The sequence below is a fragment of the Cellulomonas sp. EB106-03-03-XG116 genome, from assembly GCF_058792015.1.
In genome coordinates this window covers 23877-47290 of record NZ_JBYTEP010000020.1, presented here as the reverse complement: position 1 = coordinate 47290, position 23414 = coordinate 23877, and the positions used below count along the sequence as shown (strand labels likewise).

Genomic DNA, 23414 nt, shown 5'->3' with positions numbered 1-23414 from the left:
CCGCCGACCCGGGCCGCACGAGTCGCCCGACCCGCCCGACCCGCCCTCTCCCGCCGAGAAAGGACCGTCCCGCCGAGATAGGACGCGGCAGGGCCCTATCTCGGCGCGGAGGTCCTATCTCGGCGACCGGGGTCGGCGGGCGAGGGCGGCGACCGGGGTCGGCGGGCGACCGGGGGCGGGGTGGGGCGTGTCGGTGGGGAGTGGGAGGGTCGGGGCATGGACAGCGCGATGCAGCGAGTCATCGGTCCCGGGGCCGCCACCGAGCGGGTCGACGCCCGGCACTGGCGGGTGCTGCTGCTGTGGCTGCAGGCCGCCTTCCGGGTCCCTGACCTCGCGACCGGCGCGGCGCTCGTCGCCCGGGTGGCCGCCGCGGCGGAGCGGGTCGGCGCCGCCCCGGACGTGACGCTGCGGCCCGGTGTGGTCCAGGTGCGCACGACCACGTGGCCGGTGCACGGGCTCACCGAGGCGGACCTGGCGCTCGCGGACGCCGTCTCGGCGGCGGCGGACGAGCTCGGGGTCAGCGGCGACCCCGCCTCGCTCACCTCGCAGGAGATCGCGATCGACGCGCTCGACATCCCGCGCGTCGCCCCGTTCTGGCGTGCGGTGCTGGGGTACGAGCCGGAGCCCGGGACCGACCCGGACGACCCGGCGCTCGCCGACCCCGGAGCCCTCGGGCCGGGGTACTGGTTCCAGCAGATGGACGCCCCGCGCCCGCAGCGCAACCGGATCCACGTCGACGTGACGGTGCCGCACGACCAGGCCGAGGCCCGGGTCGCGGCGGCGCTCGCGGCCGGCGGCACGTTGCTGTCCGACCGGCGCGCGCCCGCGTTCTGGGTGCTGGCCGACCCCGAGGGCAACGAGGCCTGCGTGTGCACCTGGCAGGCGCGCGGGAAGGGCTGAGGCGTCTCGCCCCTCGGTCGATCACAGGACGGACGCCGCACGCACCGTGACGTGCGCGGACGTACCGTGACGGCCACGCCGCCGCCGCGGTGGCGCCCTGCTCGTCCGAAGGAGCCCCAGCGTGAGTCGTCCTCTGCGCTCTCGTACCTCGACCCACGGCCGCAACATGGCCGGCGCCCGCGCCCTGTGGCGCGCCACCGGCATGGGCTCCGAGGACTTCGGCAAGCCGATCATCGCGATCGCCAACTCGTACACGCAGTTCGTCCCGGGCCACGTGCACCTCAAGGACATGGGCGACCTGGTCGCGTCGGCGATCCAGGAGGCCGGCGGCGTCGCCAAGGAGTTCAACACCATCGCCGTCGACGACGGCATCGCGATGGGCCACGCGGGCATGCTCTACTCGCTGCCCAGCCGCGACCTGATCGCCGACTCGGTCGAGTACATGGTCCAGGCGCACTGCGCCGACGCCCTGGTGTGCATCTCCAACTGCGACAAGATCACGCCGGGCATGCTCAACGCGGCGCTCCGGCTGAACATCCCGGTGATCTTCGTGTCGGGCGGCCCGATGGAGGCCGGCAAGGCCGTGATCGCCGACGGCGTGGCCAAGACGCACCTCAACCTGATCAACGCGATCAACTACTCGGCGGACGACAACGTCTCCGACCAGGCGCTGGCCACGGTCGAGGAGAACGCCTGCCCGACCTGCGGCTCCTGCTCCGGCATGTTCACCGCCAACTCGATGAACTGCCTCACCGAGGCGCTCGGCCTGTCGCTGCCCGGCAACGGCTCGACGCTCGCCACGCACAGCGCCCGCCGCGAGCTGTTCCTCGAGGCCGGCCGCACGATCGTCGACCTGGCTCGTCGGTACTACGACGACGAGGACGACACCGCGGCGCCCCGCGGCATCGCGACCCGCGCCGCGTTCGCCAACGCCATGGCGCTCGACGTCGCGATGGGCGGCTCGACCAACACCGTGCTGCACGTGCTCGCCGCGGCGCAGGAGGCCGAGGTCGACTTCACGCTCGAGGACATCGACGCGATCAGCCGCCGGGTGCCGTGCCTGGCCAAGGTCGCGCCGAACCACCCGGACTACCACATGGAGGACGTGCACCGGGCGGGCGGCATCCCCGCGCTGCTCGGCGAGCTCGACCGCGGCGGCCTGCTCGACCACGACGTGACCAGCGTGCACACCCCGACGCTCCGCGCCTGGCTCGACGACTGGGACGTGCGCGGCGGCAAGGCCACCGAGCGCGCCACCGCCCTGTTCCACGCGGCGCCGGGCGGCGTGCGCACCACGCAGGCGTTCTCCACGTCGAACGTGTGGGAGTCGCTCGACACCGACGGCGGGTCGGGGTGCATCCGCGACGTCGCGCACGCCTACACGGTCGAGGGCGGCCTGGCCGTGCTGCGCGGCAACCTCGCCGAGGACGGCGCGATCATCAAGACCGCCGGCATCGACCCGGACGTGTTCCACTTCGTCGGGCGCGCGCTGGTGTGCGAGTCCCAGGACGAGGCCGTCGACAAGATCCTGCGCAAGGAGGTCGAGCCGGGCCACGTGGTCGTCGTGCGCTACGAGGGCCCGTCCGGCGGCCCCGGCATGCAGGAGATGCTCTACCCGACGTCGTTCATCAAGGGCCGCGGGCTCGGCAAGGTGTGCGCGCTCATCACCGACGGCCGGTTCTCCGGCGGGTCGAGCGGCATCTCGGTCGGCCACATCAGCCCCGAGGCGGCCGCGGGCGGCACGATCGGCCTCATCGAGGACGGCGACGAGATCGAGATCGACGTGGAGACCCGCCTCATCCGGGTCAACGTGCCCGACGAGGTGCTGGCGGACCGCCGCGCCAAGATGGAGGCGCGGGAGAACCCGTGGCAGCCGGTCGACCGCGACCGCTACGTGTCGCCGGCCCTCCAGGCGTACGCCGCGATGGCGACCAGCGCCGACCGCGGCGCCGTCCGCGACGTGAGCCGCCTCCGCCGCGGCTGACGCGGCACGACCCGAGCGCCGCGCGGCGCGCCCCGGCACGTCAGGGGCGCGTCGCGCGCTCGGCGCCTACAGTCTGCTCATGACGACCACGGGCGGGAACACCCCGGACATCGACATCAAGCCGCGCTCCCGGCAGGTGACCGACGGCATCGAGGCCACGGCGTCGCGCGGCATGCTCCGCGCCGTCGGGCTCGGCGACGACGACTGGGTGAAGCCCCAGATCGGCGTCGCGAGCTCCTGGAACGAGATCACCCCCTGCAACCTGTCGCTCCAGCGGCTGGCGCAGGCCGTCAAGAGCGGCGTGCACGCCGGCGGCGGCTACCCGCTGGAGTTCGGCACCATCTCGGTGTCGGACGGCATCTCGATGGGCCACGAGGGGATGCACTTCTCGCTGGTGAGCCGCGACATCATCGCGGACAGCGTCGAGACCGTGATGCAGGCCGAGCGCCTGGACGGCTCCGTGCTGCTGGCGGGCTGCGACAAGTCGCTCCCGGGCATGCTCATGGCGGCGGCGCGCCTCGACCTGTCGAGCGTGTTCCTGTACGCCGGCTCGATCATGCCCGGCTGGGTGAAGCTCGAGGACGGCACCGAGAAGGACGTCACGCTGATCGACGCGTTCGAGGCGGTCGGCGCGTGCGCCCGCGGCCTGATGAGCAAGGGCGACCTGGACCGCATCGAGCGTGCCATCTGCCCGGGCGAGGGCGCCTGCGGCGGCATGTACACCGCGAACACGATGGCGTCGGTGGCCGAGGCGATGGGCATGTCGCTGCCGGGCTCCGCCGCCCCGCCGAGCGCCGACCGCCGCCGGGACAACTTCGCGATGCGCTCCGGCGAGGCCGTCGTCGAGCTGCTGCGCAAGGGCATCACCGCGCGGCAGATCATGACCAAGGAGGCGTTCGAGAACGCCATCGCGGTGGTCATGGCGTTCGGCGGCTCGACCAACGCGGTGCTGCACCTGCTGGCGATCGCGCACGAGGCCGAGGTCGACCTGACCCTGGACGACTTCAAGCGCGTGGCCGCCAAGGTCCCGCACCTGGGCGACCTCAAGCCGTTCGGCCGGTACGTCATGGCCGACGTCGACCGCATCGGCGGCGTCCCGGTGATCATGAAGGCGCTGCTCGACGCGGGCCTGATCCACGGCGACTGCCTCACGGTCACCGGCAAGACCGTCGCGGAGAACCTCGCGGACGTCGCCCCGCCCGACCCGGACGGCAAGATCCTGCGCGCGCTGGACAACCCGATCCACCACACCGGCGGCATCACGATCCTCGACGGCTCGCTGGCCCCCGAGGGCGCCGTCGTGAAGTCGGCCGGCTTCGACACGGACGTGTTCGAGGGCACGGCCCGGGTGTTCGAGCGCGAGCGCGCCGCCCTGGACGCGCTGGAGGACGGCACCATCCAGGCCGGCGACGTCGTGGTCATCCGGTACGAGGGCCCGAAGGGCGGGCCGGGCATGCGCGAGATGCTCGCGATCACCGGCGCGATCAAGGGCGCCGGGCTCGGCAAGGACGTGCTGCTGCTCACCGACGGCCGGTTCTCCGGGGGCACCACCGGCCTGTGCGTCGGGCACGTCGCGCCCGAGGCGGTCGACGCGGGCCCGATCGCGTTCGTGCGGGACGGCGACCGGATCCGGCTCGACGTCGCCAACGCGACGCTCGACCTGCTGGTGCCGGAGGAGGAGCTCGCCGCCCGCCGGGTCGGCTGGGCCCCGCTGCCCCCGCGGTACACCCGGGGCGTGCTGGCGAAGTACGCGAAGCTCGTGCAGTCGGCGTCGACGGGGGCGGTGCTGATCTGAGGCCCGACGGGGACGCGAGCGCTGATCTGCGCGAACGCCCGCGCTCGACCCGTCCGGCCCGCTAGGGTCGCGTCGGGGCGCCGGACGGGTGCCCCGACGCGACGGGGGGCGAGCGTGACGACGGAGCCGGCGCCGGCGGGGACCACCGCCGTGAGCACCCGCGGCATGCGGAAGACCTACCGGCACCGCGGCCGGCAGGTCGTCGCCGTGGGCGGGCTCGACCTGGACGTCCCCCTCGGCGGCGTGCACGGGTTCCTGGGCCCGAACGGGGCGGGCAAGACGACGACGATCCGGATGCTGCTCGGGCTCATCCGGCCGGACTCGGGCGTTGTGCGCGTGCTCGACCGCCCCGTCCCCGCGGCGCTGCCCGAGGTCGTCGCCCGGGTCGGAGCGATCGTCGAGTCGCCGAAGTTCTTCCCCGCCTTCTCCGGGCGACGGAACCTCGAGCTGCTCGCCGCGGCGATCGGGGCGCCGACGGCTCAGGTCGACCGGGTGCTCGCCGACGTCGGTCTCGCGGACCGGGCGTCGAGCGCGTTCCGCACCTACTCGCTCGGCATGAAGCAGCGGCTGGCGATCGCGTCCACGCTGCTCAAGGACCCCGAGCTGGTCATCTTCGATGAGCCCACCAACGGCCTGGACCCCGCCGGCATCCACGAGGTGCGGCAGACGATGCGCGACCTCGCCGCGGCCGGGAAGACGGTCCTCGTGTCCAGCCACATCCTCGCCGAGGTGCAGCAGGTGGCCGACACGGTGTCGATCGTGACGCAGGGCCGCCTCGTCGCGGGCGGCCGGGTCGAGGACCTGCTGGCCGCGGCAGGCGCGGGGGAGACCCGCGTGGGCGTGGAGCGTCCCGCCGAGGCCGCGGCGGTGCTCGGCGAGCGCGGCTGGGCGGTGCGGCCCGACGGCGCGGGCGGGCTGCTCGTCGCCGGCGCCGCGCCGGCGGAGATCACGCGGGCGCTGGCCGACCGCGGGCTGTACCTCCACGAGCTCGCGCCGGGTCGCGCCGACCTGGAGCAGGTGTTCCTCGCCCTGACTGGCACGGGCACGGACGGCACCGCCGCCGCGCACCAGGGCCGGCCGGCGCCGCACGGACGGCGGGTTCGCGCATGAGCGCCCCGCAGGGCGCCGTGCGCGCCGTGGACGCGCGCCCCGCCGGCGCCCGGCCGGACGGCACCGGGTCGGCCGCCTCCGGCCCGGCCCGCGGCGGCCTGGTGCGCGTCGAGGCCCGCCGGTTCCGCTACCGCGCGGCCGTCCGGTGGCTGGCGCTGCTCGCGGTCGTCGCGGCGCTCGTGGTCGTCGCGAGCGTGTTCGCCGCGGCCCGACCCCCGTCGGAGCGCGCGATCGCGGAGGCGGAGCAGCAGTTCGCGTTCGCGCAGGACGACTGGGCGGAGAACGGCGAGCAGTACGTGGCCGACTGCCGCGAGGGCGAGGCCGTCGCGCAGGAGACGGACGCCGGCGCGGACTGGGCGTGCGACGACCTGGAGCCCCGCCTCGAGGCGTACCTGCCGCCCCAGCAGACGCTCGCGGACTCGGGCCCCACCTGGGTGTCGGGGGTGACGACCTTCCTGCTCCTGCTCGCCTTCGCCTCCGGGGTCACGTTCGTGACGGCCGAGATCGGCTCCGGGGCGCTCGGGACCTGGCTGACGTTCGTCCCCCGGCGCGGCCGGGTCTACGCGAGCAAGGTCACGGTCGCGGCGGCCGGCGTGCTGGTGCCGACGGCGGTCGCGCTCGCGCTCACGGTCGGCGGCGCGTGGGTCGCGGCGAGCGTGCACGACGCGGTCGGCGAGCTCACCGCCGGGTGGTGGACCGCCCTCGGGTGGCAGGCGCTCCGGGCGCTGGCGGCCGCCGCGGCGCTCGGGGCGGTCGGTGCCGCGCTCGGCTTCCTGCTGCGCAGCGCGGCCGGGGCGCTCGGCGTCGGCATCGGCTGGCTGCTGCTCGTCGACGGCGTGCTGGCCGGCCTGCTCCCGGCGCTGTCCCCCTGGACCGTGCGGTCGTCGCTGCTCGCCTGGCTGGAGGGCGGCCTGACGTACTGGGTCACGGTGCCGTGCGCGCCGCTCGACGGCGTCCCGCAGGCCGGGATGTGCACGGCCGAGCGGAGCGTGTCGATGCTGCACGGCGGGGTGCTGCTCGGGGTGGTGACGGTCGTCCTGGTGGTCCTCGGCGGCCTGATGTTCCGGCACCGCGACGTCGACTGACGTCGGCTGCGCCCCACCGCGCCGCATGCCAGGGTGGACGCATGGCATGGACCGTCGACAACGCACCGTGGTGGACCCGAGCCGTCGTCTACCAGATCTACCCGAGGTCGTTCCAGGACTCCGACGGCGACGGCGTCGGCGACCTGCGCGGGATCATCTCCCGGCTCGACCACCTCAGCGCCCTGGGCGTCGACGTGGTGTGGCTGTCGCCGATCTACCGCTCGCCGCAGGACGACAACGGCTACGACATCAGCGACTACCAGGACGTCGACCCGTCGTTCGGCACGCTCGCCGACCTGGACGAGCTGATCGCCGGGCTGCACGAGCGCGGGATGAAGCTGCTCATGGACCTGGTGGTGAACCACACGTCGGACGAGCACCCGTGGTTCCTGGAGAGCCGGAGCGGCCCGGTCAGCCCGAAGCGCGACTGGTACTGGTGGCGGCCCCCGCGCGACGGCATGGCGCCGGGGCAGCCCGGCGCGGAGCCGACCAACTGGCACTCGTTCTTCTCCGGGTCGACCTGGGAGCTCGACGAGGCGTCCGGCGAGTACTACCTGCACCTGTTCAGCCGGAAGCAGCCCGACCTCAACTGGGAGAACCCCGAGGTCCGGCAGGCCGTCTACGCGATGATGCGCTGGTGGCTGGACCGCGGGGTCGACGGCTTCCGGATGGACGTCATCAACCTCATCTCCAAGGACACCGCGCTGCCGGACGGGCCGGTGGTCGCGGGGGTGTGGGGCGACGGCAGCGCGCACTACACGGACGGCCCGCGGGTGCACGAGTACCTGCAGGAGATGCACCGCGAGGTGTTCGAGGGGCGCGCCGACCGGCTGCTGACGGTGGGAGAGACCCCGGGCGTCACGCTGGAGGAGGCGCGGAGGTACACCGACCCGGCCCGGCGCGAGGTGGACATGGTGTTCCAGTTCGAGCACGTCGGCCTGGACCACGGCCCCGGGGGCAAGTTCGACCCGAAGCCGCTGCGGCTGACCGACCTCAAGGCGACGTTCGGGCGCTGGCAGGCGGGGCTCGCGGACGCGGGCTGGAACAGCCTCTACTGGGACAACCACGACCAGCCGCGCGTGGTGTCCCGGTTCGGCGACGACGGGAAGCACCGCCGGGAGTCGGCGAAGGCCCTCGCGACGCTGCTGCACCTGCACCGCGGGACGCCGTACGTCTACCAGGGCGAGGAGCTCGGGATGACGAACGCGCACTTCACGCGGTTCGACCAGTACCGGGACATCGAGTCGGTCAACCACGTCGCCCAGGCCCGCACGCTCGCGTCGGCGACGGACGAGCAGCTGCTCGCGGGCCTCGCGGCGATGAGCCGGGACAACGCGCGCACGCCGGTGCAGTGGGACGACTCGCCGCAGGCGGGGTTCACCACCGGGACCCCGTGGCTCGCGGTGAACCCGAACCACGTCGAGATCAACGCGGCCGCCGAGCGCGCCGACCCGGAGTCGGTGTTCCACCACCACCGCCGGCTGATCGAGCTCCGGCACGCCGACCCGGTCGTGGCGCTCGGCGACTTCACGATGCTGCTGCCCGAGGACGAGCAGGTGTACGCGTACACCCGCGAGCTCGACGGCGACGCCCTGCTGGTCGTCGTCAACGTGTCGGGGGAGGAGCGGGTCGTCGACCTCGGGGACGCGTGGCCGCTCGCGGCGGACGGCGGCTGGGGCGAGCTGGTGCTCGGCACGCACGCCGACGCCGGGGAGCCGACGACGCTGCGGCCGTGGGAGGCGCGGGTGGTGCGGCGGGCGTGAACCCGCCGCACCCGGTCAGGCCATCGAGCGCTGCACGTCGACCACGAGGCGCAGCGGGTCCTGCAGGAGGAACACCCGGTACGGCGCCTCGGGGTCGGTGAGCCCGAGGAACACCTGGGCCTGCGCCTCGAACGTGCCGGAGTACTCCGTGCCGGTGACGACCGTCCCGCCCGGCCCCCGGGTCCCGGGCGCGAGCTCCTCGACCCCGGTGTCGAACGGGTAGCCGAGCCCGGTCACGTACAGGGTCAGCACCGCCTCCCCGCCGAGGTCGACCGCGTCGCCGGTGGGGTCCTCCGCGGCCGTGGCCGCGCGCTCGACGTGCCAGCCCGGGGTGCCCGTGCCGCCCAGGTCGACGACCACGCGGTCGTACCCGAGGTGGGTGCCGAGGCGGACCCCGGTGACGGTGAGCAGCGCGTCGGCGGACGCCTCGCCGTCGCCCGTGGTGCCCCAGTCCGGCGCGGCGGCGTCCGCCTCCGCGTCGTCGACGGACGCGGTGGCGGACGGGCTGGGCGTGGGGGAGGGCGTCGCGGTGGGGCTCGCCGTCGACGCCGGGGCCGCGGTCGACGGCTCGTCCGACGCGGTGCCACCACCACCGCACGCGGCGACCAGGGCGAGCGCCAGGACGGCGGCGCCGGCGAGCACGGGGCGGCGGGCGGTGCGGGGTCGCGTGCGGGTTCGCGTCATGGGCACGAGGCTAGGAGCGGGAACCCCGGCGGACCGGGACGCGCGCGGCGTGACCGGTCACGACTCGGTATCGATCACTTCGTGGACTCGTGCACCACGATGTGAGACGGACGAGCCCGGGCGTGACACCGCACCGACCGCGGCGTAGTGTCACGTGACATGCGGACGAACCTCCTCCTCGTAGTACTTCCCGGGCGCGCCGGCTGACGCCACGCACGGAAGGCTTCGTCAGCGCGCGCACCCCTCGACCGGCCCGGCTCCTCGGGCCCGAGGGGTTTTTTCGTGCCGGCGAGGACTCGCGCGGCACCCACGCGGCCCCGGCCGCAGCAGCACCCGCTCCACCCGCACAGACGCAGGAGACACCGATGGTCCAGGGCCCCCACCCGGCACCGCCCCGCCGGCCGGCCGCGCCCGCCGGCTCGCCCGAGGCGCGCGAGCCCGCGCGCCTCGTCGAGCCCGCGGCACCCCGCGACGCCGCTCCCACCGCCCGGCCGCGCCCCGTCGTCACGGAGCAGGTCACCGGCGCGAAGTCGATCGTCCGCTCGCTCGAGGAGGCCGGCGCCGAGGTCGTCTTCGGCATCCCCGGCGGCGCGATCCTGCCGACGTACGACCCGCTGATGGACTCCACCCGGCTCCGGCACATCCTCGTGCGGCACGAGCAGGGCGGCGGCCACGCGGCCACGGGGTACGCGCAGGCCACGGGCAAGGTCGGCGTCACGATGGCGACGTCCGGCCCCGGCGCGACGAACCTGGTGACGCCGATCGCCGACGCGAACATGGACTCGATCCCGCTGGTCGCGATCACGGGCCAGGTCGGCGCGTCGCTGATCGGCACGGACGCGTTCCAGGAGGCCGACATCGTCGGCATCACGCTGCCGATCACCAAGCACAACTTCCTGGTGACCGACCCGGACGACATCCCGCGGACGATCGCCGAGGCGTTCCACATCGCGTCGACCGGCCGCCCGGGCCCGGTGCTCGTGGACATCGCCAAGTCGGCGATGCAGACCGACACCACGTTCACCTGGCCGCAGCAGCTGGACCTGCCGGGCTACCACCCGGTGACCAAGCCGCACGGCAAGCAGATCCGCGAGGCCGCCCGGCTGCTGGCGACGGCTCGCCGCCCGGTGCTGATGGTCGGCGGCGGCGTGATCCGCTCCGGCGCGTCCGCCGAGCTGCGCCGCCTGGTCGACGAGTCCGGCGCCGCCGTGGTGACCACGCTGATGGCCCGCGGCGCGCTGCCCGACACGCACCCGCAGCACCTCGGCATGCCGGGCATGCACGGCACGGTGGCCGCGGTCGCCGCGCTGCAGAAGGCCGACCTGGTCGTGGCGCTCGGCGCCCGGTTCGACGACCGGGTGACCGGCAAGCTGTCGTCGTTCGCGCCCAACGCCACGATCGTGCACGCCGACATCGACCCGGCCGAGATCGGCAAGAACCGCGCCGCGGACGTGCCGATCGTCGGCGACCTGCGCGAGGTCATCACGGACCTGCTGCCCGAGCTCGCCCGCGAGCAGGTGCAGCACGGCAAGCCGGACCTCGAGGCCTGGTGGCAGCAGATCGACTCCTGGCGCGAGACCTTCCCGCTGGGCTACGACGAGCCGACCGACGGCCACCTGGCGCCGCAGCACGTCATCTCCCGGATCGGCGAGCTGTCCGGGCCGGAGTCGATCTTCGTGTCCGGCGTGGGCCAGCACCAGATGTGGGCCGCGCAGTTCATCAAGTACCAGCGGCCGAACTCGTGGCTGAACTCCGGCGGCCTCGGGACCATGGGCTTCTCGGTTCCCGCGGCGATGGGCGCGAAGGTCGGCCAGCCCGACCGCACCGTGTGGGCGATCGACGGCGACGGCTGCTTCCAGATGACCAACCAGGAGCTCGCCACCTGCACGATCAACGAGATCCCGATCAAGGTCGCGGTGATCAACAACTCCTCGCTCGGCATGGTCCGGCAGTGGCAGACGCTGTTCTACGAGTCCCGGTACTCGAACACCGACCTGCACACCGGCCACGGCACCATCCACGTCCCCGACTTCGTGAAGCTCGCCGACGCCTACGGCGCGGTCGGCCTGCGCTGCGAGACCACGGCCGACGTGGACGCCACGATCAAGCGCGCGATGGAGATCGACGACCAGCCCGTCGTCGTGGACTTCACGGTGTCGCGCGACTCGATGGTGTGGCCGATGGTCGCCGCCGGCGTGAGCAACGACGACATCCAGTACGCCCGGGGCATCTCCCCGGCGTGGGACCGCGAGGACTGAGGAAGAGATCATGAGCCGTCACACCCTCTCCGTCCTCGTGGAGAACAAGCCCGGCGTGCTGACCCGCGTCGCGGGCCTGTTCGCCCGCCGGTCGTTCAACATCCACTCGCTCGCGGTGGGCCCGACCGAGCACGACGAGATCTCCCGGATCACCGTCGTGGTCGACGTCGACGCCCTGCCCCTGGAGCAGGTCACCAAGCAGCTGAACAAGCTGATCAACGTGATCAAGATCGTCGAGCTCGAGGACGCCGCCTCCGTGCAGCGCGAGCTCCTGCTGGTGAAGGTGCGCGCCGAGGGCGCCGTCCGCACCCAGGTGCTCGAGGTCGTCGAGCTGTTCCGGGCGCACGTCGTCGACGTCGTCCCGGACACCGTGACCATCGAGGCCACCGGCAGCCCGGGCAAGCTCACCGCGCTGCTCGCGGCGCTCGAGCCGTTCGGCGTCCGCGAGATCGTCCAGTCCGGCATCGTGGCCATCGGCCGCGGGCCCCGCTCCATCACGGACCGCGCGCTCGAGCGCGTCAGCCGGTCCGCCTGATCCGTCCGTCCGCACGATCCCGCACACACAAGGAGAACCATCGTGGCTGAGCTGTTCTACGACGACGACGCCGACCTGTCGATCATCCAGAGCAAGAAGGTCGCCGTCATCGGCTACGGCAGCCAGGGGCACGCGCACGCGCTGAACCTGCGCGACTCGGGCGTCGACGTGACCGTCGGCCTCCGCGAGGGCTCGGCCTCCCGCGCCAAGGCGGAGAACGAGGGCCTCAAGGTCGCCACGGTGGCCGAGGCCGTCCGGGGCGCGGACGTCGTCGTCATCCTCGCGCCGGACCAGGTGCAGCGGCACATCTACCGCGACGAGATCGCCCCGAACCTGACCGAGGGCGCCGCGCTCGTCTTCGGCCACGGCTTCAACATCCGGTTCGGCTACATCAAGCCCGAGGCCGGCCACGACATCGTCATGGTCGCCCCCAAGGGCCCGGGCCACCTCGTGCGCCGCGAGTACGTCGACGGCCGCGGCGTGCCGGTGATCGTCGCCGTCGAGCAGGACGCGTCGGGCTCCGCCTGGGACCTCGCGCTGTCCTACGCCAAGGGCATCGGCGGCCTGCGCGCGGCCGGCATCAAGACCACCTTCACCGAGGAGACCGAGACCGACCTGTTCGGCGAGCAGGCCGTCCTCTGCGGCGGCGTGTCCCAGCTGATCCAGTACGGCTTCGAGACGCTGACCGAGGCCGGCTACCAGCCCGAGGTCGCGTACTTCGAGGTGCTGCACGAGCTGAAGCTGATCGTCGACCTCATCTTCGAGGGCGGCATCACCAAGCAGCGCTGGTCCGTCTCCGACACGGCCGAGTACGGCGACTACGTCTCCGGCCCGCGGGTCATCACGCCCGACGTGAAGGAGAACATGAAGGCCGTCCTCGCGGACATCCAGAACGGCGCCTTCGCCGAGCGGTTCATCACGGACCAGGACGCGGGCGCGCCGGAGTTCAAGGAGCTCCGCGAGAAGGGCCAGAACCACCCGATCGAGCCCGTGGGCCGCGAGCTGCGCAAGCTGTTCGCCTGGGTGAAGCCGTCCGACACGGACTACGTCGAGGGCTCCGCCGCGCGCTGACCCGCCGACTGCTCGACGCTCGCGCGCCGAGGTAGGACCTCCGCGCCGAGGTAGGGCCGTCCACGGTCCTACCTCGGCGGGACGGTCCTATCTCGGCGTCGTGGTTTCTGTTCGCGTCCGGGAGGATGGGCCGCATGACCGACGACGCCGCCACGCCCGCCGCCGACAGCACGCACCCCGACGAGGTCCTCCGGTTCTGGGAGGTCGCCCGGGTGCGCGCCGGGGTGATGCGGGTCGCCGCGGTCACCGGGCCGGGGATCGCCGGGTCGCTGGTGCCGCCGTCCTGGGCGTTCGGGGACACCCCCGCCCTCGCGGACGCGGCCCTCGCCCTGGTGCTCGACGGCACCAAGACCGCCACGTCGACGGCCCTGCCCGAGTTCGAGCACGCCGACGAGCCGCTGCCGGTGAAGGGCGACCTCTCGATCGTCACCGACGCCGCCGGCCGTCCCGGCGCGCTGATCCGCACCACGCGGGTGGAGACGGTGCCGTTCGGCGGGGTGGGCGAGGACGTCGCGGCGGCCGAGGGGGAGGGCGACCGGACGCTCGCGTCCTGGCGCGCGGAGCGCGAGGAGGCGTGGGGCCCGGTGCTCGCGGCGCTGGGCGCGGAGCTCTCCGACGCGACTCCGGTCGTCGTCGAGCGGTTCGAGCTGCTGTACCCGCGGCCCGGCGACCGGGCCGCCCCTACGACGCCGTCCGAGGCCTGAGACGGTCGTCCCGATTCGTAAGACGACTCACTAGGGTGGCAAGCATGGCGCAGCGCATCAACCTGGCCGTCGTCGCGGGTGACGGCATCGGCACCGAGGTCGTGGAGCAGGGTCTCCTCGCCCTGGAGGCGGCCCTGTCCGGCTCGGGCAGCACGGTCACGACGACCGACTTCGACCTGGGCGCGCGCCGCTGGCACGCGACCGGCGAGACGCTGACCGACGCGGACCTCGAGGCGATCCGCTCGCACGACGCGATCCTGCTCGGCGCCATCGGCGACCCGAGCGTGCCGTCCGGCGTGCTGGAGCGCGGGCTGCTGCTCAAGCTGCGGTTCGCCCTGGACCACTACGTGAACCTGCGCCCGGCCAGGCTGTACCCCGGCGTGGCCTCGCCGCTGGCGGACCCGGGCGAGGTCGACTTCGTGGTCGTCCGCGAGGGCACCGAGGGCCCGTACGTCGGCAACGGCGGCGCGATCCGCGTGGGCACCCCGCACGAGATCGCCAACGAGGTCAGCGTCAACACCGCGTTTGGCGTCGAGCGGGTGGTGCGCGACGCGTTCGCCCGCGCGAACGCCCGGCCCCGCCGCAAGCTCACGCTGGTGCACAAGCACAACGTCCTCGTGCACGCGGGCCACCTGTGGCGGCGCACCGTCGAGGCCGTGAACGCCGAGTTCCCGGACGTGACGGTCGACTACCTGCACGTGGACGCGGCGACGATCTTCCTGGTCACCGACCCGGCCCGGTTCGACGTCATCGTGACGGACAACCTGTTCGGCGACATCCTCACCGACCTCGCCGGCGCGATCGTCGGCGGCATCGGCCTGGCCGCGTCCGCCAACATCAACCCGGACCGCACCGCCCCGAGCATGTTCGAGCCGGTGCACGGCTCCGCCCCGGACATCGCCGGGCAGGGCAAGGCCGACCCCACCGCGACGGTGCTGTCCGTCGCCCTGCTGCTCGAGCACCTGGGCGAGCGCGAGGCCGCGGCCCGCGTCGAGGCCGCCGTCGCGGCCGACGTGGCGGAGCGCGGGGGCCGAGTACGGTCGACGGCCGAGGTGGGCAAGGACCTCGCCGCGCGCATCGCCGGCTAGTCGCCGCCCGCTCGGGGCGCAGCGTCGCGCCCCGCGCCCGTCCCACCCCGGCCGTCGCCCAGGTACCGTCAGATCAGACTCCTGGTGAAAGGCCGCAGACACATGAGCATCTCCGACACGACCGACCTCGGTTCCACCTTCGAGGTCCGTCCCACCGACACCCCGACGCCCGACGCCGAGCGGGAGTCGCTGCTCGCCACGCCGAAGTTCGGCACCGTGTTCACCGACCACATGGCGCGCGTCTCCTGGACGCAGGGCCTGGGCTGGCACGACCGCCGGGTCGAGAAGTACGGCCCGCTGCTGCTCGACCCCGCCACCGCGGTGCTGCACTACGCCCAGGAGATCTTCGAGGGCCTCAAGGCGTACCGGCACGCCGACGGCTCCGTGTGGACGTTCCGCCCGCAGGCCAACGCCGAGCGGCTGCAGCGCTCCGCCCGGCGGCTCGCGCTGCCCGAGCTGTCCACCGAGGACTTCCTCGCGTCGGTCACCGCCCTGGTGCGCACCGACGTCGACTGGGTCCCGTCGGGGGAGGAGACCAGCCTCTACCTGCGGCCGTTCATGTACGCCTCCGAGGCGTTCCTGGGCGTGCGGCCGTCGATGCAGGCCGAGTACCTCGTCATCGCGTCGCCGGTCGGCTCGTACTTCGCGGGCGGCGTGAAGCCGGTGTCGATCTGGGTGTCCGAGGACTACTCCCGCGCGGCGGCCGGCGGCACCGGCGCGGCCAAGTGCGGCGGCAACTACGCCGCGAGCCTGCTCCCGCAGCAGGAGGCGTACGCCCGCGGCTGCGAGCAGGTGTGCTTCCTGGACGCCGCCACCGGCACGCTGCTCGAGGAGCTCGGCGGCATGAACGTGTTCGTGGTCGGCGCCGACGGCTCGGTGTCCACCCCGCGGCTCACCGGCTCGATCCTCGAGGGCGTGACCCGCTCCTCGATCCTGCAGCTGCTCGCCGAGGACGGCCGCGAGGTCACGGAGCGGGACATCCCGCTGGCCGAGCTGCTCGACGGCCTGCGCGACGGCAGCGTCGCCGAGGTGTTCGCCTGCGGCACCGCCGCGGTCGTGACCCCGATCGGCCGGCTCGCCGGCGGCGACTTCGACGTCACCGTGGGCGACGGCGAGGCCGGCCCGGTCATGCAGAGCATCCGCCAGCGGCTGACGGACATCCAGTACGGCCGCGCGGCCGACCCGCACGGCTGGATGCACCGCCTGGTCTGAGGCGCGCGGCGGCCCCGTCCCGCGAGGTGGACGGGGCTGACGCCGGGCGTGACGTGTGCCACGATGAGCGCATGGCCCTCCCGATCGTCATCGCCTAGCGCGTCCGCCCCACCCCCGCGGACGCGCCGACCTCCCGAACCCGGGGGGTCTTTTTGTTGCTCGACCCGCACGCCGACCCGGCGCGCACCCCGGCAGCTCGCCTCGTCCCCTCGCCGAGAGAAGCACTTCCCGTGACCGAGCCCACCGCCTCCGACGCCCCCGCCACCCTGCCCCGCGGCGGCGCGGCCCACCCCGCCCCCGGCGGGCCCGCGGCGTTCGACGTGTACGACACCACGCTGCGCGACGGCGCCCAGCAGGAGGGCATGAACCTCTCGGTCGCCGACAAGCTGGCCATCGCGCCGCTGCTCGACGACCTGGGCGTGGGCTACATCGAGGGCGGCTGGCCGGGCGCGATCCCGAAGGACACCGAGTTCTTCGCCCGGGCCGCCAAGGAGCTCGACCTCCGGCACGCGGTGCTCGCCGCGTTCGGCGCGACCCGCAAGCCCGGCGTGCGGGCGTGGGACGACCCCCAGCTGCGCGCGCTGCTCGACTCCGAGGCGCCGGTCGTCACGCTCGTCGCCAAGTCGGACTCCCGGCACGTCGAGCGCGCGCTGCGCACCACGGGCGCGGAGAACCTGGCGATGGTCGCCGACTCCGTGCGGCTGCTCGTGCAGGAGGGGCGCCGGGTCGTCGTCGACGCCGAGCACTTCTTCGACGGCTTCCGGTTCGACCCGGCGTACGCGCGCGACGTCGTGCTCGCGGCCGTCGAGGCGGGCGCCGAGACCGTCGTGCTGTGCGACACCAACGGCGGGATGCTGCCGTTCCAGGTGACCGAGGTGGTCCGCGACCTGCGCGCCGCGCTCGGCACCGCGGACGCCCTGACCCGGCTCGGCGTGCACGCCCACAACGACTCGGGTTGTGCGGTCGCCAACTCGCTCGCGGCGGTCGAGGCCGGCGCCGTGCACCTGCAGGGCACCGTCAACGGCTACGGCGAGCGCACCGGCAACGCCGACCTGCTCGCGACCGTCGCCAACCTCGAGCTCAAGACCGGCCGCAGCGTCCTGGTCCCGCCCGCCGACCGCCCCGGCGGCCTGGGCGAGATGACCCGGATCGCGCACCAGATCAGCGAGATCACGAACATCGCGCCGTTCGCCCGCCAGCCGTACGTCGGCGCGAGCGCGTTCGCGCACAAGGCCGGCCTGCACGCCTCGGCGATTCGCGTCGACCCCGACCTCTACCAGCACATCGACCCGCAGGCCGTCGGCAACGACATGCGGATGCTGGTGTCCGAGATGGCCGGCCGCGCCTCGATCGAGCTCAAGGGCCGCGAGCTCGGCTTCGACCTCGCCGGGCAGGACGAGGTGCTCACCCGCGTCACCAACCGGGTCAAGGACGCCGAGGCGCAGGGCTACACCTACGACGCCGCGGACGCGTCGTTCGAGCTGCTGCTCGCCGAGGAGGTCGACGGCGCGCGGCCGGCGTACTTCCGCGTCGAGTCCTGGCGGGCGATCGTCGAGCGCGCCGGCTCCCGCGGCACCCCCGCCACGGCCGAGGCCACCGTCAAGCTGCACGCCGGCGGCGAGCGCATCGTCGCGACCGGCGAGGGCAACGGCCCCGTCAACGCCCTGGACCACGCGCTGCGGCTCGCGCTGCAGCGGGTGTACCCGGAGCTGGCGGCGTTCGAGCTGATCGACTTCAAGGTGCGCATCCTCGACGCCATGCACGGCACCGACGCGGTGACCCGGGTGCTCATCGAGACCACGGACGGGCAGACGGCCTGGAGCACCGTGGGCGTGGGGCCGAACCTGATCGAGGCGTCCTGGGAGGCGCTGACGGACTCGGCGATCTGGGGCCTGCGCAACCGGGGCATCACCCCGCGCTGACTCATCGCCGAGTCTCCGTCCCTGGTCTGCGCGCCAGGGCGCCCGCAGAGGCCGGACGTGCAGGCTCGGTGTTCGGCATGCTGGTGTCCGTGAGGGTCGTCGTCGCGGTGGACGCGTTCAAGGGGTGCCTCTCCAGCGCGGACGCCGGGGAGGCGGTCGCCGCCGGGGTGCGTGCCGCGGATCCCGGCGGGGCGGTGCGGGTCCTGCCGGTCGCCGACGGGGGCGAGGGCACCGTGGACGCGCTGCTGGCCGGCGCCGGCGCCGGCGCGACCCGGGTGGTCGCGCGGGTCGTGGACGCGGTCGGGCGGCCGGTGGACGCGGTGTACGCACTGCTGGACGAGGCGCCGGGGCCGACCGCGGTCGTCGAGGCGGCCTCGTGCGTCGGCCTCGCCCAGGTCGACGTCGGCGCCGACCTCCCGCCGCGTGCGGGCTCGGCGGGGCTGGGCCTGCTGGTCCGGCACGCGGTGGACCGCGGCGCGCGCCGGGTGGTCGTCGCGCTCGGCGGCACGGCCTGCACCGACGGCGGGCTGGGGCTGCTGATCGCCCTCGGGGCCCGGGTGCGCGACGACGCCGGCGACCCGGTGCCGGCGTCCGGGGCCGGGGGCAACCCGCTGTGGCGGTTCGGCGCGCTCGACGCGCTGCCGGACCTCGGCGGCGTCAACCTGGTCGTGCTGACCGACGTCGACAGCCCGCTGCACGGCCCCGACGGCGCGGCGCACGTGTTCGGGCCGCAGAAGGGCGCGACGCCGGAGCAAGTGGCGCACCTCGACGACCGGCTGGCCGCGTGGGGCGCGGCGCTCGCGGCGCACGGGCACCCCGTGGCGGACCGGCCGGGCGCCGGGGCCGCGGGCGGGCTGGGTGCGGCGCTGCTGGCGCTCGGCGCCGCGCGGCAGCCCGGGTTCGGGTACCTGGCGCGGGCCGTCGGGCTGGCGGAGGCGGTCGCCGGTGCGGACCTCGTGCTGACCGGCGAGGGGCGGCTCGACGCCCAGACCGCGCGCGGCAAGACCCCGGCGGGCGTGGCGGCGCTCGGGCGCGCGGCGGGGGCGGCGGTCGTGGCGCTCGCGGGCGCGGTCGTCCTCGACCCGGGCGACCCGGGCGGCCCGTTCGACGCCGTGCTGCCGGTGCACCCGCGGCCGCTCCCGCTCGCCGAGGCGCTCGACCCCGCGACCACCGCGGCGCACCTCACCGCGACGGCCGCGCAGGTCACGCGCCTCGTCGCCGCGGCACGCCGCCCCCTCGCGCCGGGTGGCGGCTCGCAATAGCGTGGCGCGGGACAGCGCCCCCGGCCCTGGGAGAACCCGATGACGGAGCCCGCGCGCCCGCCCGCAGCCGCCCCCGACCCCGCGCCGGTGGCGACGCCGCCGCGTCGCGACCGGGCCTGGCCCTGGCTGCTGACCCTCGTCCTGGCGCTCGCCGCGGGCGTGCTGCTCGCCTGGCGGCCGTGGGTGCCCGCGCCCGCGCCCGGTGCGGCGGCCCCCGACTCGACGGCCTCGGCCTCGCCGACCTCGACCGGGCAGACGTCGCCGACGGCCACGTCCGGCCCCGCGTCCGGCGCCGCCGCCTTCGACGCCGACTCCGCCCCCGCGCTGTTCCTCACCGACGCCGAGCTCGCCGAGGCCGTGCCGATGGCCGCGGGCCAGTCGCTCGCGGACGCCGCGGAGGCGCAGTGGGGCCTGCCCGAGCGCTCGGCGGTCGACCCGGCCGCCTGCACGCCGGCGGTGACGACCACCGAGCGGGAGCCGGACGTGTTCCTGCGCCGGTTCGCCAGCGACGACGCGGTGACCGTGATCCAGTCCGTCCTGGTGCTGCCCGACGCGGCGGCCGCGCAGGCCGCGTTCGACGCGCTGGTCGGCACGCTCGAGGACTGCGACGCCTACCAGCAGACCAACCCCGGCACCGACGGCGGCGCGTGGACCGCGGACCCGCCGACGACCGACCGCGGCGCCGTGCCGACGGTGCTGCGCACCCTGACGCTGTCGGCCGAGGGCGCGACCAGCCCCGAGGTCGAGGTGACCGCCCTCGCCGGCAACGCGCTCGTGACGACGACGGCCTCGGGCGTGGACCCGGAGGCCGAGCCCGCGGACCCGGCCACGCTCGCGGGCGTCGCCCGGAGCAGCGCCGAGCGGGCACTCGCCGGCCTCGGCTGACCCGGCCGCCGCCCCGCTGGGCCGCCGCCCCCGCTGGGCCGCCGCGCCCACCGGGGCGAGGATGGCCCCATGAGCGACGCACGGACGGTGGCGGTGCTGGGCACCGGGATCATGGGCGCGGCGATGGCGCGCAACCTGCTGCGGGCGGGGCACACCGTCCGGGTGTGGAACCGGAGCGCGGCGAAGGCCGAGCCGCTGGCCGCGGACGGCGCCACGGTGGCGGGCACGCCGGCCGAGGCCGTCGACGGCGCCGACGTCGTGCTGACGATGCTGCACGACGGTGCCGCGGTGGCCGAGGTGGTCCGGCAGGCGGCGTCCGGCCTGCGTCCGGGCGCCGTGTGGCTGCAGTCCACCACGGTCGGCGTCGACGACACCCCGGTGCTGGCGGACCTCGCCGCCGAGCTCGGCGTGACGTTCGTCGAGGCGCCCGTGTCCGGCACCCGGCAGCCGGCCGAGGCGGGCACGCTCGTGGTGATCGCGGCCGGGCCGCCCGCCGCGCGGGAGGTCGTGGCCCCGGTGCTCGACGCGGTCGGCGCGCGGACCGTGTGGACCGGGGAGGACGCCGCCGCGGGCTCGGCGACCCGGCTCAAGCTCGTCGTGAACAGCTGGGTCATCACCGTGGCCAACGCCGCGGGAGAGGTGCTCGCGCTCGCCGAGGCGCTGGGCGTGGAGCCCGACCGGTTCTTCGAGGTGCTCGACGGCGGTCCGCTCGACACCCCGTTCCTCCGGGTCAAGACCGACCTGATCCGCGAGGACCGCCTCAGCCCAGCGGCGTTCGCCGTCGGCACGTCCGGCAAGGACGCCCGCCTGATCGCCGCGGCGGCGCGCGAGCGCGGGCTGCACCTGGACGGCGCCGAGGCGTTCTCGGCCCGCCTCGACCGCGCCGCCGCGCAGGGCCGCACCGACGAGGACATGGCGGCGACGTACTACACCTCCGCGGCGGACTGACCCCGGGGCCCGCGCGGACGTCTACCGCTGAAAACACCGTGCGCCCCCGCCCGGGCGCGCCGTACCGTCGCCCGCATGGGAACGCTGAACAGCACGGCCGCCGCGGCCGTCGCACGCCCCCGGTCCGCCTGAGCGCGGCCGGACGTCACACCGGCCGCCGCCTCCGGATGCCCCGAGCACCCGGGGCCGGGCCGAACCGTCGCTTCCGCCCCTCCGGGTGCTCCGTCCTGCCTGCGACTGGAGCACCTCCCGTGCGACACCCCCACGGCGGCCGGCACGAGCTCGGCCAGAACTTCCTGCACCACCGTCCGACCGTCGACGCCGTCGTCCGCCTGGTCGGCGCCACCGACGGTCCCGTCCTCGAGATCGGCGCCGGGGACGGCGCGCTGACGCGGCCGCTCGCCGGCCTCGGCCGCGACGTGCTCGCGGTCGAGGTCGACCCGCGCCGCGCCGACCGGCTGCGCGCCCGCGTGCCCGGCGCCACCGTGCTGTGCGCGGACGCCCTGCGCGTGCCGCTCGACCGGCCGGTGGTGGTCGGGAACATCCCGTTCCACCTGACGACGCCGCTGCTGCGCCGGCTGCTGCACCACGGCCGGTGGCGGCACGCGGTGCTGCTCACGCAGTGGGAGGTGGCCCGCAAGCGCGCCGGCGTCGGCGGGCGGACGCTGCTGACCGCGCAGACCGACCCGTGGTTCGAGGTCGCGCTGCACGGGCGGGTGCCCGCCGAGGCGTTCCGGCCGCGGCCGTCCGTCGACGGCGGGCTGCTGACCGTCGTCCGGCGGGAGCAGCCGCTGGTCGACCCGCCGGAGCGCGACGGCTACCAGCGGTTCGTGAGCGCCGTGTTCACCGGGGCGGGCCGGGGGCTCGACCAGGTGCTCGCGCGGGCGGCGGGCGTTCCGGCGCGCGCCGCCCGGCGGGCGCTCGCGGACGCGGGGGTGCCTGAGCGCGCGCTGCCGCGGGACCTGGGCCCGGCGCAGTGGGCGGCGCTGTGGCGGGCGCTCGGTGCCCGGCGCAGGGCCGGGACCTCCGTCCACCGGCGACCACGCCGGTCAGGGGCCTAGGATCGGGACCGTGCGTGGCGAGTACAAGGTCCCCGGTGGCAAGCTCGTGGCAGCGGACGTGGAGGTGGCAGGCGGGGCGCTCACCGAGGTGAGCGTCAGCGGCGACTTCTTCCTCGAGCCCGACGCCGCCCTGGCGGTCATCGACGAGTCCCTGCGCGGCCGGCCCGCCGACGCGCGGGTCGCCGACCTGACGACGGCGATCGAGGACGGCCTGCGCCGTGCCGAGGCCGACGGCCGGTTCGACGCCCCGGTGCACATGGTCGGGTTCACGCCCGAGGCCGTGGCGATCGCCGTGCGTCGCGCGCTCGGCCACGCGACGTCCTGGCAGGACCACACGTTCGAGCTCATCCACCCCGGGCCGCTGCCGCCCGCCGTGCTCGGCGCGCTGGATCAGGTGCTCACCGAGGAGCTGGCCGCGGGCCGGCGCGGGCCGACGCTGCGGTTCTGGGAGTGGGACGAGCGCGCGGTGTTCATCGGCTCGTTCCAGTCGCTGCGCAACGAGGTCGACCCCGAGGGCGTGGCGAAGCACGACGTGACCGTGGTCCGGCGGATCTCCGGCGGCGGCGCCATGTTCATGGAGGCCGGCAACTGCATCACGTTCTCGCTCGTGGTGCCGGCGTCGCTGGTCGACGGGCTGTCGTTCGAGCAGTCGTACCGGTTCCTCGACGACTGGGTGATCGGCGCGCTCGCCGACGTGGGCGTGACGGCGACCTTCTCCGGCCTGAACGACATCGCCTCCCCGGCGGGCAAGATCGCGGGCTCGGCGCAGAAGCGGCTGGCCGGTGGGGCCGTGCTGCACCACATGACGATGGCCTACGACATTGACGCGGACAAGATGCTCGAGGTGCTGCGGATCGGCCGCGAGAAGCTGTCCGACAAGGGCACGACCAGCGCGAACAAGCGGGTCGACCCCGTGCGGTCGCAGACCGGCCTGCCGCGCGAGCAGGTCATCGACGCGTTCATCGCGCACTTCCGGTCGCGGTACCGGACCGTCGACGGCGACCTGCGCCCGGAGGAGCTGGAGCGGGCGCAGCAGCTCGTCGAGGAGAAGTTCGGCAACCCGGAGTGGACCGCGCGCGTGCCGTGACGCGCCCGGCCCCGATCCGGGCCCGGCCCGCCCCAGGACCAGGGTCGCGTCGGGGGAACC

The 23414-nt window shown here is 74.8% G+C and carries 19 protein-coding genes; 18 read left to right on the top strand and 1 reads right to left on the bottom strand.

The features are described from left to right. The first annotated feature begins 216 nt into the window (after nt 1–216). From AC3WUG_RS09795 to AC3WUG_RS09770, 6 genes are all read left to right on the top strand, one after another. A complete protein-coding gene (locus AC3WUG_RS09795; RefSeq protein WP_492327468.1) occupies nt 217–900 on the top strand; it encodes a VOC family protein in 684 nt (227 codons plus the stop codon). Nucleotides 901–1021: 121 nt separating this feature from the next. After that, complete coding sequence (gene ilvD / locus AC3WUG_RS09790) at nt 1022–2884, top strand: dihydroxy-acid dehydratase (RefSeq protein ID WP_492327467.1); 1863 nt, start codon at nt 1022–1024, stop codon at nt 2882–2884. Nucleotides 2885–2963: 79 nt separating this feature from the next. Beyond that, nucleotides 2964–4679: a dihydroxy-acid dehydratase gene (gene ilvD, locus AC3WUG_RS09785; RefSeq protein ID WP_239197976.1), complete on the top strand. Its 1716-nt coding sequence runs from the start codon at nt 2964–2966 to the stop codon at nt 4677–4679. A gap of 165 nt (nt 4680–4844) precedes the next feature. After that, nucleotides 4845–5789: an ABC transporter ATP-binding protein gene (locus tag AC3WUG_RS09780; RefSeq protein ID WP_492327484.1), complete on the top strand. Its 945-nt coding sequence runs from the start codon at nt 4845–4847 to the stop codon at nt 5787–5789. Continuing rightward, complete coding sequence (locus AC3WUG_RS09775; RefSeq protein ID WP_492327466.1) at nt 5786–6874, top strand: hypothetical protein; 1089 nt, start codon at nt 5786–5788, stop codon at nt 6872–6874. The genes AC3WUG_RS09780 and AC3WUG_RS09775 overlap by 4 nt, the downstream gene beginning before the upstream one ends. 41 nt (nt 6875–6915) lie before the next feature. Then, the gene (locus tag AC3WUG_RS09770; RefSeq protein ID WP_492327465.1) at nt 6916–8637 is read left to right on the top strand and encodes a glycoside hydrolase family 13 protein; all 1722 of its coding nucleotides are present in this window, start codon (nt 6916–6918) and stop codon (nt 8635–8637) included. A 15-nt stretch (nt 8638–8652) separates the two neighbouring features. Here the strand turns inward: AC3WUG_RS09770 and AC3WUG_RS09765 are convergent, their stop codons facing one another. Further along, entirely contained in the window at nt 8653–9321 is a 669-nt protein-coding gene (locus AC3WUG_RS09765; RefSeq protein ID WP_492327464.1) for an AMIN-like domain-containing (lipo)protein, read from the bottom strand. Between the two features lie 365 nt (nt 9322–9686). Between AC3WUG_RS09765 and AC3WUG_RS09760 the strand changes: the two genes are divergently transcribed. The 12 genes from AC3WUG_RS09760 to lplAB all read left to right on the top strand — a co-directional run bounded on the left by AC3WUG_RS09760 (nt 9687) and on the right by lplAB (nt 23354). Then, the gene (locus tag AC3WUG_RS09760; RefSeq protein WP_492327463.1) at nt 9687–11579 is read left to right on the top strand and encodes an acetolactate synthase large subunit; all 1893 of its coding nucleotides are present in this window, start codon (nt 9687–9689) and stop codon (nt 11577–11579) included. A gap of 10 nt (nt 11580–11589) precedes the next feature. Beyond that, the gene (ilvN, locus tag AC3WUG_RS09755; RefSeq protein WP_158374595.1) at nt 11590–12114 is read left to right on the top strand and encodes an acetolactate synthase small subunit; all 525 of its coding nucleotides are present in this window, start codon (nt 11590–11592) and stop codon (nt 12112–12114) included. Nucleotides 12115–12156: 42 nt separating this feature from the next. Further along, nucleotides 12157–13185 (top strand): ketol-acid reductoisomerase, encoded by a 1029-nt coding sequence (gene ilvC / locus AC3WUG_RS09750; protein ID WP_492327462.1) that lies wholly within the window; start codon nt 12157–12159, stop codon nt 13183–13185. 134 nt (nt 13186–13319) lie between these two features. Then, entirely contained in the window at nt 13320–13889 is a 570-nt protein-coding gene (locus AC3WUG_RS09745) for an ASCH domain-containing protein (protein ID WP_492327461.1), read from the top strand. A 44-nt stretch (nt 13890–13933) separates the two neighbouring features. After that, complete coding sequence (locus tag AC3WUG_RS09740; protein ID WP_492327460.1) at nt 13934–14977, top strand: 3-isopropylmalate dehydrogenase; 1044 nt, start codon at nt 13934–13936, stop codon at nt 14975–14977. Nucleotides 14978–15079: 102 nt separating this feature from the next. Beyond that, a complete protein-coding gene (locus AC3WUG_RS09735) occupies nt 15080–16189 on the top strand; it encodes a branched-chain amino acid aminotransferase (RefSeq protein WP_492327459.1) in 1110 nt (369 codons plus the stop codon). A 266-nt stretch (nt 16190–16455) separates the two neighbouring features. Then, entirely contained in the window at nt 16456–18111 is a 1656-nt protein-coding gene (gene cimA / locus AC3WUG_RS09730; protein WP_492327483.1) for a citramalate synthase, read from the top strand. Between the two features lie 89 nt (nt 18112–18200). Continuing rightward, complete coding sequence (locus AC3WUG_RS09725; RefSeq protein ID WP_492327458.1) at nt 18201–19373, top strand: glycerate kinase; 1173 nt, start codon at nt 18201–18203, stop codon at nt 19371–19373. A 39-nt stretch (nt 19374–19412) separates the two neighbouring features. Then, nucleotides 19413–20258, top strand: coding sequence for a sensor domain-containing protein (locus AC3WUG_RS09720; RefSeq protein WP_492327457.1), 846 nt, complete (start codon nt 19413–19415; stop codon nt 20256–20258). 69 nt (nt 20259–20327) lie between these two features. Further along, nucleotides 20328–21206, top strand: coding sequence for an NAD(P)-dependent oxidoreductase (locus AC3WUG_RS09715; RefSeq protein WP_492327456.1), 879 nt, complete (start codon nt 20328–20330; stop codon nt 21204–21206). Nucleotides 21207–21457: 251 nt separating this feature from the next. Beyond that, nucleotides 21458–22267: a 23S ribosomal RNA methyltransferase Erm gene (gene erm / locus AC3WUG_RS09710; RefSeq protein ID WP_492327455.1), complete on the top strand. Its 810-nt coding sequence runs from the start codon at nt 21458–21460 to the stop codon at nt 22265–22267. 10 nt (nt 22268–22277) lie between these two features. Further along, entirely contained in the window at nt 22278–23354 is a 1077-nt protein-coding gene (gene lplAB / locus AC3WUG_RS09705) for a lipoate-protein ligase LplAB (protein WP_492327454.1), read from the top strand. Nucleotides 23355–23414: the final 60 nt, after the last annotated feature.

Excerpts from the sequence above, each read along its gene's own strand:
- AC3WUG_RS09795 (WP_492327468.1), top strand. The coding sequence starts at position 217 with ATGGACAGCGCGATGCAGCGAGTCATCGGTCCCGGGGCCGCCACCGAG.
- ilvD (WP_239197976.1), top strand. The coding sequence starts at position 2,964 with ATGACGACCACGGGCGGGAACACCCCGGACATCGACATCAAGCCGCGC.
- AC3WUG_RS09780 (WP_492327484.1), top strand. The coding sequence starts at position 4,845 with ATGCGGAAGACCTACCGGCACCGCGGCCGGCAGGTCGTCGCCGTGGGC.
- AC3WUG_RS09775 (WP_492327466.1), top strand. The coding sequence starts at position 5,786 with ATGAGCGCCCCGCAGGGCGCCGTGCGCGCCGTGGACGCGCGCCCCGCC.
- AC3WUG_RS09770 (WP_492327465.1), top strand. The coding sequence starts at position 6,916 with ATGGCATGGACCGTCGACAACGCACCGTGGTGGACCCGAGCCGTCGTC.
- AC3WUG_RS09765 (WP_492327464.1), bottom strand. The coding sequence starts at position 9,321 with ATGACGCGAACCCGCACGCGACCCCGCACCGCCCGCCGCCCCGTGCTC.
- AC3WUG_RS09760 (WP_492327463.1), top strand. The coding sequence starts at position 9,687 with ATGGTCCAGGGCCCCCACCCGGCACCGCCCCGCCGGCCGGCCGCGCCC.
- ilvN (WP_158374595.1), top strand. The coding sequence starts at position 11,590 with ATGAGCCGTCACACCCTCTCCGTCCTCGTGGAGAACAAGCCCGGCGTG.
- AC3WUG_RS09745 (WP_492327461.1), top strand. The coding sequence starts at position 13,320 with ATGACCGACGACGCCGCCACGCCCGCCGCCGACAGCACGCACCCCGAC.
- AC3WUG_RS09740 (WP_492327460.1), top strand. The coding sequence starts at position 13,934 with ATGGCGCAGCGCATCAACCTGGCCGTCGTCGCGGGTGACGGCATCGGC.
- AC3WUG_RS09735 (WP_492327459.1), top strand. The coding sequence starts at position 15,080 with ATGAGCATCTCCGACACGACCGACCTCGGTTCCACCTTCGAGGTCCGT.
- AC3WUG_RS09720 (WP_492327457.1), top strand. The coding sequence starts at position 19,413 with ATGACGGAGCCCGCGCGCCCGCCCGCAGCCGCCCCCGACCCCGCGCCG.
- AC3WUG_RS09715 (WP_492327456.1), top strand. The coding sequence starts at position 20,328 with ATGAGCGACGCACGGACGGTGGCGGTGCTGGGCACCGGGATCATGGGC.